The sequence below is a fragment of the Streptomyces sp. NBC_01142 genome, from assembly GCF_026341125.1.
Lineage (GTDB): Bacteria > Actinomycetota > Actinomycetes > Streptomycetales > Streptomycetaceae > Streptomyces.
Genome location: NZ_JAPEOR010000002.1, coordinates 1,463,740 through 1,480,692, shown reverse-complemented (window position 1 = coordinate 1,480,692; position 16,953 = coordinate 1,463,740). Strand labels below are relative to the sequence as shown.

Sequence of the window (16,953 nt, the reverse complement as noted above, 5' to 3'; positions counted from 1 at the left end):
GGTGACGTCCTGTGATGGCATGCATACTCAGTGATCGGGGCGATTGCGGATGCAACAGATGCAACCAGGTGGGGGTTCGGTGCTGCGTATCCATTTCACTGCGGACGACCTAGCGAGAGTGAGGATGGCGGCCAGACCGGATGTTTTGTGGGAAACGATTCTCAGCTTTCACCGATTGAGGGACCGGCGCGGCGCCACCGTCTTCGGGGAATGGCGCTCGGAAACGCGCGCCCGGTTGAATGGTGAAACACGCTTGCTTGCCGCGCTGGTTCCCCCACGGGGCTATTTCCCGGACTTTCTGACGCCCCCCGAGGCGCGGCACGGGCTCGACGCGGGGCTGGAGGCGCTGCGTGCCACGGCACCCGGGCGCCTGCACACCGAGCTCGCTCTGGTGGCCGCGCGCCGCGGCTCCGTGCCAGTACTGCCCGGCCGGCTGGCCGCCCTCGCGGAGGGCAGGTCCGAGCCGCTCGCGCGGCTCATCGGAGTGCTGCGCAGCTACTACCGGGCGGCCGTGGAGCCGTACTGGCCGCATCTCCAGGCCAGGGTCGAGGCGGACCGCGCCGTCAGGGGCCGCGCGCTGCTGGACGGTGGCGCGGACGAACTGCTCGCCTCGCTGCCCCCGGTGCTGCGCTGGCGGCCGCCGGTCCTGGAGGCCGACTACCCCGTCGAGCGCGAACTGCATCTGAACGGGCGGGGTCTGCTGCTCCAGCCGTCGTTCTTCTGCCGCGGCACCCCGGTGGTCTACCGCAACTCCGCGCTCCCGCCGGTCCTGGTCTACCCCGTCGCCCACGCCTGCGAGCCGGCGTTCGGCGAGGCCTGCGGCACTTCGCTCGGCAAGCTCGTCGGCCACACCCGCTCCGCCGTCCTGCAGGCCATCCGCAACGGCGGTACGACCAGTGAACTGGCCCGCAGGGCAGGAGTGTCCCTCGCCTCCGCCAGCCAGCATGCGGCGGTCCTGCGCGAGGCCGGCCTGGTGGTGACGCTGCGCCACGGCAACGCCGTCCTGCACACGCTCACTCCGCTGGGCGCCGCCCTCCTGCGGGGCGGCGCCGCACCGGAGGCCGCGGGCTACGCCCGGAACGGTCCGGTCACCTCGTAGGTGATGCCGCCCGACGACGAGCCGCTCGTGCCGCGCTGGCTGGAGAAGTACAGCCGTGTGCCGTTGGGCGAGAAGGCCGGTCCGGTGATCTCGGACCCGGACTGGCCGTTGATCCGCAGGAACGGCGCGACGACGTCGTCCGGCGTGATGATGCAGATCTCCATGCTGCCGCCGTCCTCCGCGACGTACAGATCGCCGGAGGAAGCGCCGGTGATGTTGTCGACGCCGGTCAGCGGTGCGCTGCCGCTGACCAGTGAGTCGTCGTAGGCCAGCTCGTAGGTGCTGTTCGTCAGATTCAGCTGCCAGACACGGTTGTCGCCCTTGGTGGTGAACCACACCTTGTCGTCGGCGTAGTGGCAGCCCTCCCCGCCGTTGAACTTCTTGGAACCGGAGACCTGGCTGCGGGTCGCGGTCGGGGAGCCGTCGGGGTCGGGCACGTTCGCCCAGGTGAAGCTGCCCGAAGTGGCCGTGCCGGCCTTGAGTACCTGGAGCGTGCCGAAGGCGAGGCTGCCCCAGGTGGTGGGGACGAACCGGTACAGGCAGCCGTTGGACTCGTCCTCGGTCAGATAGATCACCTGGCGGACCGGGTCGGCGGCGGCCGCCTCGTGCTTGAACCGGCCCATCGCGTCACGGCGGACGGCGGCGTTCACACCCCACGGGTCGGCTTCGTAGACATAACCGAGGCTGACCTCCTCGCAGGACAGCCAGGTGTTCCACGGCGTCTTCCCGCCCGCACAGTTCTGCCGGGTGTTCGACAGGATGCGGTACGCGCCGGTGATGGCCCCGGAGGAGGAGAACCTGATCGCGCCGGCGCCGCCGGAGGGGTTGATCTCCGAGTTGGAGACATAGATCCAGCCGGAGCCGTCGGTGTAACAGGCGCCGCCGTCGGGTGCGTTGTGCCAGGTGTACGCGGTGCCGCTGACGGTCTGCCCGGAGCGGGCGACGACCCTGCTGGTGAACCCGCCGGGCAGCTGGATGCCGTTGGCGTCCGCCGAGCCGAGTGCCCCGTAAGGACCGGCGCCCGGCTGGGCGGGGTCGGCGTGCGCCGCTCCGCGCCACAGGGTGCCGCCGAACGCGGCGGCGGAGGTGCTGATGACCGCTCCGCGCAGGAAACTGCGACGTTCCACTTGTCACTCCAGGGGGCTGGTGACCGCCCCGCAGCACCGGCCGGCGCGCGGGGTCGCGCGCTTCCGGAACCTAAGACTGCCGAATTGACAGAGCCTCAACAACCGGTGACATGCAGCGGTCGAGTCATCGGGGTCCCGGCGCCGTCCCGCCGTCCCGTCGCGCCGGCCGTGGCAGTGACAGTGACTACGTGGCGACGTGGCGACATGACGACATGACGAGGTTCTTTCGGGGTGAGCGATGAGTCTCGCGCCGCCCCGCGGTCTACCCCTTCGACGGCAACACCAGAGCACGCCGATGAGAGAAGAGAGACAGCCATGTCCCAGCTGATTTTCGTCAACCTGCCGGTGAACGACCTCGAGACCACCAAGTCGTTCTGGAGCAAGCTCGGCTACTCCTTCAACCCGCAGTTCAGCGACGAGACCACGGCATGTCTGGTCATCAGCGACACGATCTTCGCCATGCTGATCACCCAGCCGCGGTTCAAGGAGTTCACCAAGAAGGAGATCGCGGACGCCTCCACGTCCACCGAGGTCATCCTCTGTCTGAGCGCCGACAGCCGCGAGAAGGTCGACGAGCTGGCCGACGCGGCCCTTGCTTCCGGCGGCTCCCCCGCCAACGAGCCCATGGACCACGGCTTCATGTACGGCCGCTCGTTCCAGGACCCCGACAACCACCTGTGGGAAGTCGTGTGGATGGACGTCGAGGCGGCCACGGCCGAAGGCCAGTGCTGACACCCCCGCCGGCCGGTCGCCCCCACGGGTACGAGGGCCTCAGGCCATGAGGCCCTCGTACGTCACCGTGTGGTCAGGCCGAGGAGCCACTGTCGACGACGAGGTCGGTGCCGACGGCCGCACCCGCGTCCGGCGAGGCGAGGTAGAGCACCGCGGCCGCCACCTCGGCCGCCTCCGCGGCCCTGCCCAGCGGGGTCTGCGACTTCATCCGCTCGGCGCGGTCCGCCTCGCTCTCGCCGGACCGCAGCGACATGGGGGCGACGGACGCGCCGGGGCTGACCGCGTTGATCCGGATGCCCTGGTGGATGTGGTCGAGCGCGGCGGCGCGGGTCAGCGCGGTGACGGCGGCCTTGGAGGTGATGTAGGCGGCGAGGTTCGGGATCCGCAGATGCGTGCCCAGATTGGAGGAGATGTTGACGATCGAGCCGCCGCCGTTCTCCTTCATGTGGGCGATCTGGTGCTTCATGGCGAGCCAGACGCCGGTGACATTGGTGCGCAGCACGGCGTCCCAGTCCTCCTCGCTCACCTCGCCGACGGGCACGGTGCCGCGCAGGATCCCGGCGTTGTTGACGGCGATGTCCAGCCCGCCGAAGCGGTCGACGGTGGCCCGCACCAGGTCGCGTACATCGTCGGAGCGGGTGACGTCGGCGATGACGGCTGCGGCCGTGCCGCCCTCCTTCTCGATCAGCGCGACGGTCTCGCCGAGGGTGCCGGCGCTGCGGCCCGCGGCGACGACCGAGGCCCCTTCGGCGGCGAAGGCGAGAGCGATGGCGCGGCCGAGACCGGTTCCGGCGCCGGTGACGAGGACGGTCCTGCCGGTGAAGCGAGCGGACATATCGGTAACTCCCCTGGTGGATATGTGTATGTGTATGTGGATGTGTGTATGTGATGCGCAGGTACGGAAGTGCGGAGGTGCGGGCGGACGAGTGCGGAGAGGAGGGTGAAGGCAGCCGCGACCTCCCCTTTTTTGACTGATCGTTCCATTATTGGGGCAGACGAAAAGGCGCCCGATGGCGTCCGTCGATCAGTCCAGCAGGGTCAGTGCCTGCTCGGCCGCGTCCCCGACCCTGCCCGGGTCGCCGGACGTCTTGCCGACCACCCGCATGCCCTGCATGAGAACGAGCAGCATCCGGGCGAGCGCCCGCGGTTCGCGGTCCTTGTCCAGCTCCCCCTGGGCCTGGGCCCGCACCAGCGCCGAGTGGATCAGTGTCTCGATGTTCTCCCAGCTGATCTCGACCCGGCGGGCCGCGTCCGCGTCGTGCGGGCCCAGTTCGGCCGCGGTGTTCGTCACGAAACAGCCGTTCCGGCGGCCCTCGTCGGCGGTGGACTCGGTAGCGAACCGCCGCACCACCGCGCGCACGGCGGGCAGCGCGGGCCCGGGCTGTGAGAGTTCGTCGAACAGTTGCGGGTGGCACGTCTCGGCGTACCGGTCCATCGCCTTCAGGTACAGCGCGTGCTTGTTGCCGAAGGTGGCGTAGATGCTGGCGCGGCCGATGCCGAGATGCTCGACCAGGTCCGCCATCGACGTCGCTTCGTATCCGCGCCGCCAGAACAGCTCGAGAGCCGCCTGGAGCGCGGCGTCCGGATCGAATTCCTTGGTCCTGGCCACGGAAGGAACCGTAGCCCTATCTGGAACGAGCGGTCAAGATAGATGGGCCTTCCGGTACGCGCCCGGGGTCACCCCGAAGCAGCGCACGAACCAGCGGTGGAAGTGACTCTGGTCGGTGAAGCCGGATGCTGCCGCCGCATCCGCGGCCGAACTGCCGCCCGCCAGCAGCCTGCGCGCCCGGCGCAGCCGCAGCAGCCGCTGACAGTCGCTGGGCGACATGCCGTACTCGGTGTGGAAGGCGCGGTACAGCGCGAAGCGGCTGCAGCCGGCGGCCTCGGCGAGCCGCTGGGCCGGGATCTGCTCCGCGTACGCCTCGTCGAGCAGCGCCCGCGCCCGGCGCGCGGCAGTCCGGGTCCGGCCGCCCTGCGCCGGTTCAGGCGCCCGCAGCGGACGCGTCGCGCTGCGCCGGACCATCGCCGTGACGGTCGCGGTCAGCCGCTCGTCCCGTACCAGCGGATCCGCCTCGCCGACGAGCGCGGTGTGCAGCCTCAGCAGCGCGGTCCGCAGCTCGGGGTCGTGCAGCGCGGGCTGCGCGAACAGCGGCATCGCGCCCCGGCCTTCGGTCGCGTCGGCGAGTACGTCGCGTACGAGATCGGGGCCGATGTGCACGATCCGGTACTGGTATCCGAGGTCGGCCGCTGCCCGCCCGTCGTGTGCGTCGTCCGGGTTGAACGCCATGACCATGCCCGCGCCGCTGATGTGCGCCCCGCCCCGGCAGCTGAAGCGCTGGGCACCCGCCTCGGTGATCCCGAAGGAGTACGCGTCATGGCTGTGCGGGTGGTAGACGTGCTGGAAGAAGTGCGCGTGCATGGCCTCCAGCGGGCGGTCCGGGTCGCGCCAGTACCGAGCCCAGCCGTCGCCTCGTGGTGGGGTCTTCGCGGTGTCCACCCGCCCATTGTCGTCGCCGTGCCGGCCCGACGACGGCGTGAGGGGTGTGCCGCTTTTCACCCCATCCGCACCTCGTAGGCGGTCACCGATACCGTCTCGTCGTCCAGGCAGCGGCCCGTCTCCAGGTCGAAGCGCTGCTTGAGCAGTGGCGAGGCGACAAAGGGGCGGCCGGACGACGAGCCGACCAGCCCCCGGGACAGCACCCGGGCGCCGGAGAACGGGTCGCGGTTGTCGATGGCGTACGGTGTGCCCGCGCGGTCCAGGAAGACCGCCACCTGGCGGCCGTCCGGCAGCAGGGCCGCGACCCCGCGGCCCGGGGTGAGCTGGGACAGTGCGCAGAGCGGGAACCACTCCCCGCCCAGGCGGAGCTGGACCTGTGTATCCGTCTTCTCGGGCTTCTCAGCGGCGATCGTCATCGGGCGGCGGTACCTTCCAGGGCTTGCAGCGGACGGATGGACAGCAGCGGCAGATCGGGCTTGACCTGGTCGCGCTCGGGCACGAACTTCACTGTCGGGTCGGGGACTTCGGGTGCGTTGACGAAGGAGACGAAGCGGCGCAGCCGCTCGGGGTCGTTGATGGTCTCGGACCACTCGTCGCGGTAGCCGGCGACATGGGCCGCCATCAGCGCCTCGAGCTCCGCGCAGATGCCCAGCGAGTCATGGACGACCACGTCCCGCACATGGTCGAGGCCGCCCTCGATCCGCTCCAGCCAGGTCGAGGTGCGCTCGAGACGGTCGGCGGTGCGGATGTAGAACATCAGGAACCGGTCGATGAGCCGGACCAGTTCGGCGTCCGAAAGATCCTGGGCGAGCAGATCCGCGTGGCGCGGGGTCGCGCCGCCGTTGCCGCCGACGTACAGGTTCCAGCCGTTGGCGGTGGCGATGACCCCGAAGTCCTTGCTCTGCGCCTCCGCGCACTCGCGCTGGCAGCCGGAGACCGCGGACTTCAGCTTGTGCGGGGAGCGCAGGCCCCGGTAGCGGAGCTCCAGGTCGATGGCCATCTTGACCGAGTCCTGCACGCCGTAGCGGCACCAGGTCTGCCCCACACAGGACTTGACCGTACGCAGTGCCTTTCCGTACGCATGCCCCGACTCGAAGCCGGCGTCCACCAGCCGAGCCCAGATCTGCGGGAGCTGGTCGACGCGTGCGCCGAACAGGTCGATCCGCTGGCCGCCCGTGATCTTCGTATAGAGGTTGTAGTCGCGGGCCACCTCACCGATCACGATCAGTTTCTCGGGGGTGATCTCGCCGCCCGGGATGCGCGGCACGATCGAGTACGAGCCGTTCTTCTGCATATTGGCGAGGAAGTGGTCGTTGGTGTCCTGGAGCGCGGCCTGCTCGCCCTCCAGTACGTAGCCGTCGGCGCCGATCGTCGGCGCCAGCGAGGCGATGATCGAGCCGATGGCCGGCTTGCAGATCTCGCAGCCGTTGCCGCCGCGGGCCGGCTCGCGGCCGTGCGAGTCGAGAAGCTGCTCGTACGAGGTGATGCGCAGCGCCCGGACGATCTCGTACAGCTCCTGACGGGTCTGGCCGAAGCAGCCGCACAGGCCCTTGTCGACCTCGACGCCCGATGCCTCCAGCTCGGCGTTGACCAGCTGGCCGAGCACCTTGACGCAACTGCCGCAGCCCGTACCGGCCTTGGTGCACTTCTTCACCTCGGGCACGGTCGTGCAGGAGTGCTCGGTGACCGCGCCGCGGATGGTGCCCTTGGTGATGTTGTGGCAGGAGCAGATGACCGCGTCGTCCGGCAGCGAGGACGGGCCGAGAGCGGCGGGTGCGCCCGCGCCGGCCGGCAGCACCAGCTGCTCGGGGGAGACGGGCAGCACGGACCCGGTGAGCGGGCGCAGCATGCCGTACGAGTCGGCGTCGCCGACCAGCACGCCGCCGAGCAGCGTGCCCTCCGGGTCGACCACCAGCTTCTTGTAGATGCCGGAGCGGGAGTCGGAGTACACGACGTCGAGGCAGCCCTCGGCCGTGCCGTGCGCGTCACCGAAGGAGGCCACGTCCACGCCGAGGAGCTTGAGCTTGGTCGACATGTCGGCACCGGTGAAGGTCTTGACCTCGCCCTCCAGCGCGGCGGCCGCGGTCTCGGCCATCTCGTAGCCGGGCGCGACCAGTCCGTACACCCGGCCGTCCGATGCCAGCGCGCACTCGCCGATCGCGAACACCGCGGGGTCGGACGTACGGCACTGCTCGTCGACCACGATGCCGCCGCGCTGACCCACCTCCAGGCCCGCGTCGCGGGCGAGCTGGTCGCGGGGCCGTACGCCCGCCGAGAAGACCACAAGATCGGTGGCCAGGACCGAACCGTCCGACAGGGCCATGCCGTTGACCGCCCCCGTCTCGTCGACGGTGACCTCCTGGGTGCCGGTGCCCGTGTGGACGCTCAGCCCCATCCGCTCGATGGTGCGCAGCAGCGCCGCGCCGCCTCCGTCGTCCACCTGCACCGGCATCAGCCGGGGCGCGAACTCCACGACGTGCGTCCGAAGGCCCAGGCCCTTGAGGGCACCCGCCGCCTCCAGGCCGAGCAGCCCGCCGCCGACGACCGCGCCGGTGCGGGCCGTCTTGGCGTACTCCTCGATCGCGAGCAGATCCTCGATCGTGCGGTAGACGAAACAGCCCTCGGCGTCCTTGTTCGGCACCGGCGGCACGAAGGGGTACGAGCCGGTGGCGAGGACGAGCGTGTCGTACGTGAACGTCCGGCCGGCCCGCGAGGTGACCGTGCGGGCCGCCCGGTCGAGGGTCTCGGCCGGGTCGTCGAGATGCAGCTCGATGCCGTGGCGCTCCATGAAGTCCCCCTCGACGAGGGAGAGATCGTCGGGAGTGCGGCCCGAGAAGTAGGAGGTGAGCTGGACCCGGTCGTAGGCCGGGCGGGGCTCCTCACAGAGTACGACGATCCGGGCTCGCCCGGCCACGCCCCGCTCGGCGAGGGCCTCGAGGAATCGCTGGCCGACCATGCCATGGCCGACGACCACGATGGTGGGAGTCGTGGGGGTGGACATCGCAGGCATGTCAGAGGCCTCCATCATTGGTGAGCAGGTGGAGCAGGGGCACGGAGTCCGGCAGGGCCTCGTCGCCCTCCCAGGCACGGGCGAGCGCGCCGACTGCGGCGAGATCCCCGAGCAGTACCCCGCCGACGAGCCGGTCCCCGCGGACGACGACCTTGCGGTACGCGCCCCGGGTGGCATCGGCGAGCTGGACGACGTCGTCCCCGGGGCGGGGCGTCGGATCGCCGAACGCGGCGAGATCGAGCGGGCCGGCGGAGGCGGCACCCTCCCCGGTGAGGGTCAGCCGGGTCAGGGCGCGGGTGCCGGTGTAGCGGGCGGCCGTCCCGGTGAGCACGGACGCCAGGACGTCCGCCTGTTCCAGCGCAGGGCCCGCCAGGCCCTGGACGACCCCCGCGTGTTCCGCGCAGTCGCCGATGGCGTGGATGCAGGGGTCCGAGGTGCGCAGCTCGTCGTCGACGACGATGCCTTTGCGGACGTCCAGCCCGGCGTCCAGCGCAAGGGTGACCCGGGGACGTACGCCGCATGCCAGCACGACGAGTTCGGAGGCGAGGACGTACCCGTCGGCGAGCTCGACGTTCGTGCCGTGCAGGCCGCGTACGCGGCACTCCGTGTGGATCTCCACACCCAGCGCTTCGAGGTGGTCACGCAGCAACACCGACGCGGAAACGTCGAGTTGGCGCTCCATGAGGTGCTCGCCCTGCTGGGCGAGCACCACCTTGGCGCCGCGCGAGGCCAGGGCGCGGGCTGCCGAGACACCGAGCAGCCCGCCGCCGACGACGACCGCGCGGATGCCCGGTCGTACGGCCGCCGACAGCGCCGCGCAGTCGTCGAGAGTACGGAAGGGATGCACGCCGTCGGGCAGCCCGCCGGAGATTCCGCGCAGCGGCGGCAGCACCGGGTTGGAGCCGGTCGCGAGCACCAGCCGCTCGTACGGAACCGAGGTGCCGTCCGCGCAGTGCACCAGCCGCAGGTCCCGGTCGATGGAGGTCGCCCGCACACCGCGCCGTACCGGCACCTCGGGCAGAGCGATCACCTCGGGGCCGTACCGCCCGGCGAGGACCTCCGCGAGCAGCACCCGGTTGTACGGGGCGTGCGGCTCCTCGCCGAGAACGGTGACGGAGATGCCCGCGCCGCCGAGCCGGCGCGCCAGCTGTGCGCCCGCCGTCCCGCCGCCGATCACCACGATCTCTGAAGCCATGCCTGCAGCGTGCGTCGTCGGTGTTACCCGGCAGGTCCCCGTCTGTTTCCCGCGGGGAACGCTGCCCTCAGCATGCCGGGGGCTCGGGTGTGAGGGCGGCGGGGGTTCGGTTTACCCCACCTGCCACCTCCGTACTGGCACGATCGATGCGGGGCCGCCCGGGCGGGAACCTTGGCGCATGGACACCACACAGCAGCCGCCGGCCGTCGAGAGCCGGACGCGCGAGATCCTCCGCGCCCCTTTTACGGCCGACACCTGGAAGAGGGTCGCGTACGTCGTGCTCGCCCTTCCGGTCGGCATCCTGTGCATCCCCCTCGCCCTCGTCGGCGGCCCGGCCGGGCGCATACAGCGGGGGCTCGCCGGGCGACTTCTCGGACTGGAGACCGGGGAGCCGGCCCGCACCGGCCCGCTCGCCCTCGCGCACGCGGTGATCAGCCTGCCGATCAATGTCGCAGCAGCCACGGTCACCTGCTATTTCTGGCTGGTCGTGGCGATCAACCTCGGCTTTCCACTGCGGCCCGACAACGACCCCACCCAGTCGTGGGGCGGCCCCACCATGGCCGGCGCCTGGGCCGTGCACGGAATCAGCGGCGGCGTGCCCTTCCTGTTCCTCACACCGTGGGTCGTCAAGGGGTTCACCACGGTGCAGGCGCGGCTGGTCACCGGCCTCCTCGGCACGGACCGCTCCGGACTCTTGCGGACCACCGGGATCGCGCTGGGCATCGCCGCGCTGTGCTCCGTCCTGTCCGTCCCCATCATCCACCAGTTCTAGGTCAGTTCTAGGTTGAGCCTCATGCATCGACTGCGTGCCCTCCTCTACGCCCTCCTGGCACTGCCCCTCGCCCTGGTGGGCATGCTGCTCGTCCTCGTCGGGCTGCTGGTGGGCGGCCTGCTGTCGGTGACGCCGCTCGGGCCGTGGCTGATCGCCCTGAGCGTGCGCGGCGCGCTGGCCCTCGGCGCGCTCCAGCGCACGCTTGCCCGCGCCCTGCTCGGGCTCGACATCGAGCCGCCCGTACGACGCGACGAGCCGGGGGCGTTCGGCTGGCGGCGGGCGGTGCTGGGGGACCGGGCCGGGTGGCGCGCGGTCCGATGCGCGCTGGCCGCGCCGCTGACCGCAGTGCTGCCGTTCGCCGCCGTGGTGGCCGGCTGTGTATACGGGCTGCTGTTCCTTCTCCATCCGATCCTCAAGCACTGGAACTACACGACCGTGCGCGAGCCGGACGGCTCCGTACGCCAGGTGTCGCTCCAGTTCTTCGGCGTGCAGTTCGACTCCTGGCCACGGTGGCTCGCGGTCGTCGCGGCGGGCGCGCTGCTGCTGTACGCCGCTCCCTGGCTGCTGCGCCACGCCCTCGTCCCGCACCGGCTGATGCTGAGCTCCCTGCTCGGCCCGGACGGGACGGGCCGGCGCATTCGCACACTGGAGGAGACCCGGGCGCTGGCCGTCGACGACGCGGCGGCGACCCTGCGCCGCATCGAGCGGGACCTGCACGACGGCACGCAGGTGCGGCTCGTCGGGCTCGGGATGCACCTGACCCTGATCGGCGAGCTGATCGCGGCGGACGCGGACCGGGAGCGGGTGCTGGGCGTGGTGGAGACGGCCCGTACGAACGCGACGCAGGCGGTCGCGGATCTGCGGCATCTGGTGCGGGGCATCCATCCGCCGGTCCTGGACCAGGGTCTGGACGCGGCGCTGGCCACGCTCGCGGCGGATGTCGCCCTGCCGGTCTCGCTCACCGCACACATCCGTGAACGGCCTTCCCCCGCGCTGGAGTCCATCGCCTACTTCTGCGCAGCGGAACTCCTCGCGAACGTGGTCAAGCACGCGCACGCCACGCAGGGGGAGATCGAGGTGTCGTGCGGGAACGGTGAACTGCGGCTGTCCGTACGGGACGACGGGCGCGGGGGAGCGGCGGTGGGCGCGGGCAGCGGGCTGACCGGGCTGCTCGCCCGGGCCCGTACCGTCGACGGGGCGCTGACCTGCGACAGCCCGGCGGGAGGCCCTACGGTGGTCACCGTCGTACTTCCGTACCGCCTCCCGGACCGATGAAGGATGCCGCCCATGCGCGTGGTCATCGCCGAGGACTCCGCGCTGCTGCGCGAGGGACTCGTCCAACTCCTCACCCTGCGGGGGGTGGAGGTGGCCGCGGCGGTGGGCGACGCGGCCTCACTGCTGGCCGCGGTCGCCGAACACCGCCCGCAGGCGGCGGTCGTCGACATCCGGCTGCCCCCGGACCACACGGACGAGGGCCTGCGGGCGGCTGTGGAGATACGGCGCTCATGGCCGGGGGTCGGGGTGCTGATCTTCTCCCAGTACGTGGAGACGAGGTACGCGACCCAGCTGCTGGGCAACGGTGGCGCGGGCGTCGGCTACCTGCTGAAGGAACGGGTCGTGGACATCGGCGAGTTCGTGTCGGCGCTGGAGCGGGTCGCGTCGGGCGGCACGGCGCTCGATCCGGAGGTCGTCGCCCAGCTCTTCGGCGCGAGCCGCCGCACCTCGGCACTGGACACGCTGACGCCGCGGGAGCGTGAGGTGCTGGGCCTGATGGCCGAGGGCCGTACGAACCACTCGATCGCGGAGAGCTTCGTGGTGTCGGAGCGGGCGGTGGAGAAGCACATCGCGAACATCTTCACCAAGCTGGGCCTGCCGCCGGGGGAGTCGGGGCACCGCAGGGTCCTTGCGGTGCTGCGGTACCTGGACGCCCGCCCCTGAAACTTCGCCCCGCCCCTGAGCTTTGCGCGGCCCTGAGCTTCTTGGGCCCCTGAGCTTTGCGCGGCCCTGAACTTCCTGCGCCTCTGAACTTCCTGCGCCCCTGAGCTTCTTGGGCCCCTGAGCTTCTTGGGCCCCTGAGTTTCTTGGGCCCCTGAGTTTCGTCCCGCTCCTGAGCTTCGCCGGCCGCTTGCCGCTGGTTGCCGTCCGTGCTCAGGTGCAGGAGGCACGGGCGGCGATCACCGGGAAGACGGGAAGGCGCCGCCGGTCAGGGCTTCGTCGAGGGCCTCGTTGCGATGACGACGGTGGCGTACAGCTCGTCGGAAGTGACCACGCGCGGGATCAGCCCGCTGCGGGCGACGGTTTCGACCGCGTGCGGCGCCTGGCGCTCGCTCGTCTCGAACAGCAGGCTGCCGCCCGGTGTCAGCCACCGCGACGCTGCGGCGGTCACCCGCCGTAGGACGTCCAGCCCGTCCGAGCCACCGTCGAGCGCCACCCGCGCCTCGTGGATGCGGGCCTCGGCGGGGAGCAGCTCGATTTCTTCGGTGGGTACGTAGGGCACGTTGGCGAGCAGGACGTCGACGCGGCCCCGCAGTGCGGCGGGCAGGGGCTCGTAGAGATCCCCCTCGTACACCTGGCCACCGGCGGCAGCGACATTGCGGCGGGCGCACCGTACGGCGGCGGGGTCGATGTCGGCGGCGTACAGCTCGACCCGGTCCAGGGCCGCGGCCAGTGCCGCGCCCAGCGCGCCCGAGCCGCAGCACAGGTCGACGACGACGGCGCGGGGCGGGGCGAGGACGGCGGCTCGGCCGACGAGGAACTCGGTGCGTCGCCGGGGTACGAACACACCGGGGTCCATCATGATCCGCAGACCGCAGAACTCGGCCCAGCCCAGGACGTGTTCGAGGGGCAGGCCATCGACCCGCCGGTCCACCATGGTGGCGAGGTCGTCCGGTGTCCGTGCCGTGGAGATGAGCAACTGCGCCTCGTCCTCGGCGAATACGCAGCCGGCGGCACGAAGCCTGGTGACGATGACGGAGTGGGGGAGAAGTGAGGGTGAAGCCGACATAAGAGCCTTCCGGGGCGCCTGAGGGCGCTCCCGCGGTCACCTAATGCCGGATGAACCGCGCGGCCGTGAGGGGGAGCACCCAGCCTGATACAGCGGTAATGGGTCCCACCTCCTCGGTCGTTCACTGCTGAAGTCGGCAACACTACCCGATCGCGGGGGTACGGGAAGTGAGGATTCCGTGGCCGTTGCCCGGGCCACTCGTCGCTCGCGGCCCACCCGCCCCGCGGGCCCGCCGCAGGAACCTCAGAGGCCGCTCAACTCTCCCGGGATCGATGGACGGCACACCGATCCGCTTCGTAGGGTCGCGATCATGCCCGACATATCGCTGACCACCCTCGTGTTCCTCTGCCTCGCCGCAGCCGTGGCGGGCTGGATCGACGCGGTGGTGGGCGGGGGAGGGCTGCTGCTCCTGCCCGCCCTCCTGCTCGGCCTGCCGCAGGTCCCGGCCGCGCAGATCCTCGGCACCAACAAGGCCGTTGCCATCGTCGGTACCTCGGGCGCCGCCGTCACCTATGTCCGCAAGGCGCCGGTGCAGGTGAAGACGGCGGTACGGATCGGGCTCGCGGCCCTTGCCGGCTCGATGGGCGGCGCGTTCTTCGCGGCCGGCATCAGCAGCGACGTACTCCGCCCCGTGATCATGGTGGTGCTGCTCGGCGTCGCGGCCTTCGTCATGCTGCGCCCCTCTTTCGGCACCGCGGCGGACACGGGCAAAGGCCCTGTCACCCGGGCCCGCGCCATCACGGCGATCGTCCTTGTCGGCGGCGGGATCGGCTTCTACGACGGTCTGTTCGGGCCCGGCACCGGCACCTTCCTGGTCCTCGCGCTCACCGCCGTACTCCATCTCGACCTGGTGACCGCCTCAGCCACCGCCAAGATCGTCAACGTCTGCACCAATGGCGGGGCGCTGGGGATGTTCGCCTACCAGGGCACGGTGATGTGGCAACTGGCCGCGGTGATGGCGGTGTTCAACCTGGCGGGCGGCATGTTCGGCGCCCGCATGGCGCTCAGGAAGGGCAGCGAGTTCGTCCGTGGCGTGCTGCTCGTCGTCGTCTTCTCACTGGTCGCCAAGCTGGCCTTCGACCAGTGGACTGCCTAGGTGTTCTGTCCGGGGATCTTCGCGGCGCGGGTGTCGGCGCGGGTGTCGGCGCGGTGCGGGCGGACCGGGAAGGTGACATCCCGTCCTGCCCGGACGAGGCGGGCGCCTGAGAAGCCTCCCGTGGCTGCGGCGCCGACGACCAGGATCCTCATGCGGGTGATCCTTCCGCAGCGGGCCCGGCGTCGGCGACCCGCAGCAGCAACTTGCCGGTGGAGGTGCGCCCGCCCATCAGCGTGTGGGCCGCCGACGCCTCCGACAGAGGGAACTCCGCGGTGACCGGAAGCTCCACGACTCCGTCGACGACGGTGCGGAACGCGCGCTCGGCGAGAGATCGCACTGCCTCGGGAGCCGACTGGGCGAGCGCCAGGATGGAGAAACCCGCGACCGAACGGCCCCGCGCATAGAGCTCGGGCGGCCCGGCCTGCCACGGCTCTGCCCCACTCGCGTTGCCGAAGGACACCAGGCGTCCGAAGACGGCCAGCGCGTCGATGCCGCGGCGGAGGGTGTCGCCACCCACCGGGTCGAGCACCAGGTCGACCCCCCTGCCGCCGGTGGCGCGGCGGATCTCCTCGCCGAGACCGTCCGTGAAGGAGTCGCTCACGAACACCTCGTCGTAGCCGTACTTGAGGGCGTGCCCGGCCTTGGCCGCCGAGGAGACCACGCCGTACACCGCGCCCGCGCCCGCCGCCCGGGCCAACTGCCCGGCCACCGTGCCGACAGCGCCTGCCGCGCCGTGCACCAGCACGCTCTCTCCGGCGCGCAGCCGCCCCACCTCGTGCACCAGCGCATGCGCGGACGGCAGCACGGTGGGGAGTGTGGCCGCGGTCCGCAGGTCGACGCCCTCCGGGAGGGGGAAGACGGTGACGGCCTCGGCAACCACGACCTCCGCGTACGCGCCGCCGCCGGTGAGGGCGGCGACTTCCTGCCCCGGCCGCAGCCCCTCGACGCCCTGGCCGACGGACCGGATCCGTCCCGAGACTTCCAGGCCGGGGACGTAGGGCAGGGATTCCACCCGGTAGCCCACGGCCCGCGCCTTGAGGTCGGCGAAGTTCACGCCGGCGTATACGGCGTCGATGGTGACCTGGCCCGGCCCCGGCACGGGGATCTGGGCCTGTACGAGCTTCAGTACCTCGGGACCGCCGTACTCGTGGAACTCGACCGCACGCATGGCAGCACGCACCCTTCGATATGTGTTCAATGGAAAGCGAACACTCGGAGTGTAAGATCGCCATCGAACACTTCGCAAGAGGAGAGTGGAATGCCGGACCAGATGGCGGGCGGCGGAGGGCACCGCGCCGCACCGGTGCACACGGATCCCGAAAAGGTGTCCCTCGTGACCGCGCTGTCCGCGCTCGCCGATCCCGTACGCATCCAGTTGATTCGCGAGCTGGCGGGCTCGCCCGACTGGACGCGCCGCTGTGGCAGCTTCGACGTCCCTGTCGGCAAGGCGGCAATCAGCCACCACTTCACGGTGCTGCGCGGCGCCGGCCTGGTCGAACAGCGTGATGAGGGGCCCAAGCGGGTCAACCGGCTGCGCCGCGGGGAATTCGATGCGCGCTTCCCCGGGCTGCTCGACCTGGTCCTGCGCCCCGACAGCCTCGACTAGGCCTCACGCCGGGACCCATGCCGGTCCGGGGCGCATGCCGGTTTGGGGTGCATGCCGGTCCGGGCGACATCGGTCCGGGGCGACGCCGGTCCGGAGGCAGCCCTCGCCCTAGGCCGGCCGCACCCCGAGGAGATGCGCGTACGCCACCACATTGCCCTGGTGGCCGGTCTTCTTCGAGCGCCCGCCCCCGCAGGTGATCACCCGCAGCTCCGCCCGGTCCCTCGGCCCGTAGACCTTCTCGTCCGGGAAGTCGTCGGACTCGTACACCTCTACGGCGTCGATGGTGAACACCGCGGTGCGGCCGTCCTTGCGGGTCACGTCGATCCGGTGGCCCTTTTTCAGCGTGCCCAGGTCGTGGAAGACGGCGGGGCCCTGCGTGTTGTCGACGTGTCCGGCGACGATCGCCGTGCCCTTGGCGCCCGGGGGAGTGCCGTCCCCGTACCAGCCGGTGACGTTGCGGTTGCCGGTCGGCGGGACGTCCAGGCTGCCGTTCCGGCCCAGTCCCAGCCGCATCACCGGGGCGTCGACGCCGATTTCGGGTATGCGAAGCCGTACGGGCGCGGACGGCGGCATCGGGTCGGCGGCCGCATCCGTGTGGCGCCCGGGCCCGGCGGCGAAGGCCTCGGCGGCGGACGGTACCGGCGGGGTCGTCACGTCCTTGGAGCCGTTCTGCACCAGCCACACCCCGACACACAGGGCGATGGCCATGCCCCAGCCCCTGCTCTTGGCGGTCATGGCTCCTCCGGGTGAATCTCCCCCGCTCCCGCCGGCTCGGGGCCTGGCGGGAGCGGGGACATGGCGGTACGAGGGACGGT

18 protein-coding genes are annotated in these 16,953 nt (G+C 71.2%); 7 read left to right on the top strand and 11 right to left on the bottom strand.

What is annotated here, in order from left to right; all coding sequences use genetic code 11:
- Window positions 1-79: 79 nt before the first annotated feature.
- Entirely contained in the window at window positions 80-1,099 is a 1,020-nt protein-coding gene (locus tag OG883_RS24215) for a helix-turn-helix transcriptional regulator (protein WP_266544516.1), read from the top strand.
- Here the strand turns inward: OG883_RS24215 and OG883_RS24210 are convergent.
- Window positions 1,069-2,226: an alkaline phosphatase PhoX gene (locus OG883_RS24210; protein WP_266544514.1), complete on the bottom strand. Its 1,158-nt coding sequence runs from the start codon at window positions 2,224-2,226 to the stop codon at window positions 1,069-1,071. The genes OG883_RS24215 and OG883_RS24210 overlap by 31 nt on opposite strands.
- A 315-nt stretch (window positions 2,227-2,541) precedes the next feature.
- Here OG883_RS24210 and OG883_RS24205 point away from each other — a divergent pair, with 315 nt between their 5' ends.
- Entirely contained in the window at window positions 2,542-2,958 is a 417-nt protein-coding gene (locus OG883_RS24205) for a VOC family protein (RefSeq protein WP_266544504.1), read from the top strand.
- A gap of 73 nt (window positions 2,959-3,031) precedes the next feature.
- On the opposite strand, the gene OG883_RS24200 is transcribed toward OG883_RS24205, so the two are convergent.
- From OG883_RS24200 to OG883_RS24175, 6 genes are all read right to left on the bottom strand, one after another.
- Window positions 3,032-3,793 carry an SDR family NAD(P)-dependent oxidoreductase gene (locus OG883_RS24200; protein ID WP_266544501.1) on the bottom strand — a complete coding sequence of 254 codons (762 nt, stop codon included), beginning with the start codon at window positions 3,791-3,793 and terminating at the stop codon, window positions 3,032-3,034.
- A 189-nt stretch (window positions 3,794-3,982) separates the two neighbouring features.
- Complete coding sequence (locus OG883_RS24195; protein ID WP_266544498.1) at window positions 3,983-4,567, bottom strand: TetR/AcrR family transcriptional regulator; 585 nt, start codon at window positions 4,565-4,567, stop codon at window positions 3,983-3,985.
- A 33-nt stretch (window positions 4,568-4,600) separates the two neighbouring features.
- Window positions 4,601-5,377 carry an AraC family transcriptional regulator gene (locus OG883_RS24190; protein WP_266549389.1) on the bottom strand — a complete coding sequence of 259 codons (777 nt, stop codon included), beginning with the start codon at window positions 5,375-5,377 and terminating at the stop codon, window positions 4,601-4,603.
- A 134-nt stretch (window positions 5,378-5,511) separates the two neighbouring features.
- Window positions 5,512-5,871, bottom strand: a complete 360-nt coding sequence (nirD, locus tag OG883_RS24185; RefSeq protein ID WP_266544496.1) for a nitrite reductase small subunit NirD — start codon at window positions 5,869-5,871, stop codon at window positions 5,512-5,514.
- A complete protein-coding gene (gene nirB, locus OG883_RS24180) occupies window positions 5,868-8,465 on the bottom strand; it encodes a nitrite reductase large subunit NirB (protein WP_266544493.1) in 2,598 nt (865 codons plus the stop codon). The genes nirD and nirB overlap by 4 nt, the downstream gene beginning before the upstream one ends.
- 1 nt (window position 8,466) lies before the next feature.
- Entirely contained in the window at window positions 8,467-9,660 is a 1,194-nt protein-coding gene (locus OG883_RS24175) for an NAD(P)/FAD-dependent oxidoreductase (protein ID WP_266544490.1), read from the bottom strand.
- Window positions 9,661-9,838: 178 nt separating this feature from the next.
- On the opposite strand from OG883_RS24175, the gene OG883_RS24170 reads away from it, so the two are divergent.
- From OG883_RS24170 to OG883_RS24160, 3 genes are read left to right on the top strand one after another with little or no spacing between them, the layout of a single operon-like run.
- Window positions 9,839-10,432 (top strand): hypothetical protein, encoded by a 594-nt coding sequence (locus OG883_RS24170; RefSeq protein ID WP_266544487.1) that lies wholly within the window; start codon window positions 9,839-9,841, stop codon window positions 10,430-10,432.
- Between the two features lie 21 nt (window positions 10,433-10,453).
- Entirely contained in the window at window positions 10,454-11,707 is a 1,254-nt protein-coding gene (locus tag OG883_RS24165) for a sensor domain-containing protein (protein WP_266544484.1), read from the top strand.
- 12 nt (window positions 11,708-11,719) lie between these two features.
- Entirely contained in the window at window positions 11,720-12,370 is a 651-nt protein-coding gene (locus OG883_RS24160) for a response regulator transcription factor (RefSeq protein WP_266544482.1), read from the top strand.
- A gap of 265 nt (window positions 12,371-12,635) precedes the next feature.
- On the opposite strand, the gene OG883_RS24155 is transcribed toward OG883_RS24160, so the two are convergent.
- The gene (locus OG883_RS24155; RefSeq protein WP_266544479.1) at window positions 12,636-13,436 is read right to left on the bottom strand and encodes a putative protein N(5)-glutamine methyltransferase; all 801 of its coding nucleotides are present in this window, start codon (window positions 13,434-13,436) and stop codon (window positions 12,636-12,638) included.
- Window positions 13,437-13,746: 310 nt separating this feature from the next.
- Here OG883_RS24155 and OG883_RS24150 point away from each other — a divergent pair, with 310 nt between their 5' ends.
- Complete coding sequence (locus OG883_RS24150) at window positions 13,747-14,532, top strand: TSUP family transporter (RefSeq protein WP_266544476.1); 786 nt, start codon at window positions 13,747-13,749, stop codon at window positions 14,530-14,532.
- Here the strand turns inward: OG883_RS24150 and OG883_RS24145 are convergent.
- Both OG883_RS24145 and OG883_RS24140 read right to left on the bottom strand, forming a co-directional pair.
- Window positions 14,529-14,684 carry a 2-dehydropantoate 2-reductase N-terminal domain-containing protein gene (locus OG883_RS24145; RefSeq protein WP_266544469.1) on the bottom strand — a complete coding sequence of 52 codons (156 nt, stop codon included), beginning with the start codon at window positions 14,682-14,684 and terminating at the stop codon, window positions 14,529-14,531. The genes OG883_RS24150 and OG883_RS24145 overlap by 4 nt on opposite strands.
- On the bottom strand, window positions 14,681-15,700 hold the full coding sequence (locus OG883_RS24140; protein WP_266544466.1) for a zinc-binding dehydrogenase: 1,020 nt from the start codon (window positions 15,698-15,700) through the stop codon (window positions 14,681-14,683). The genes OG883_RS24145 and OG883_RS24140 overlap by 4 nt, the downstream gene beginning before the upstream one ends.
- A gap of 90 nt (window positions 15,701-15,790) precedes the next feature.
- On the opposite strand from OG883_RS24140, the gene OG883_RS24135 reads away from it, so the two are divergent.
- A complete protein-coding gene (locus tag OG883_RS24135) occupies window positions 15,791-16,138 on the top strand; it encodes a helix-turn-helix transcriptional regulator (protein ID WP_266544463.1) in 348 nt (115 codons plus the stop codon).
- A gap of 108 nt (window positions 16,139-16,246) precedes the next feature.
- Here OG883_RS24135 and OG883_RS24130 read toward each other — a convergent pair whose 3' ends face one another.
- On the bottom strand, window positions 16,247-16,873 hold the full coding sequence (locus OG883_RS24130) for a class F sortase (protein ID WP_266544460.1): 627 nt from the start codon (window positions 16,871-16,873) through the stop codon (window positions 16,247-16,249).
- Window positions 16,874-16,953: the final 80 nt, after the last annotated feature.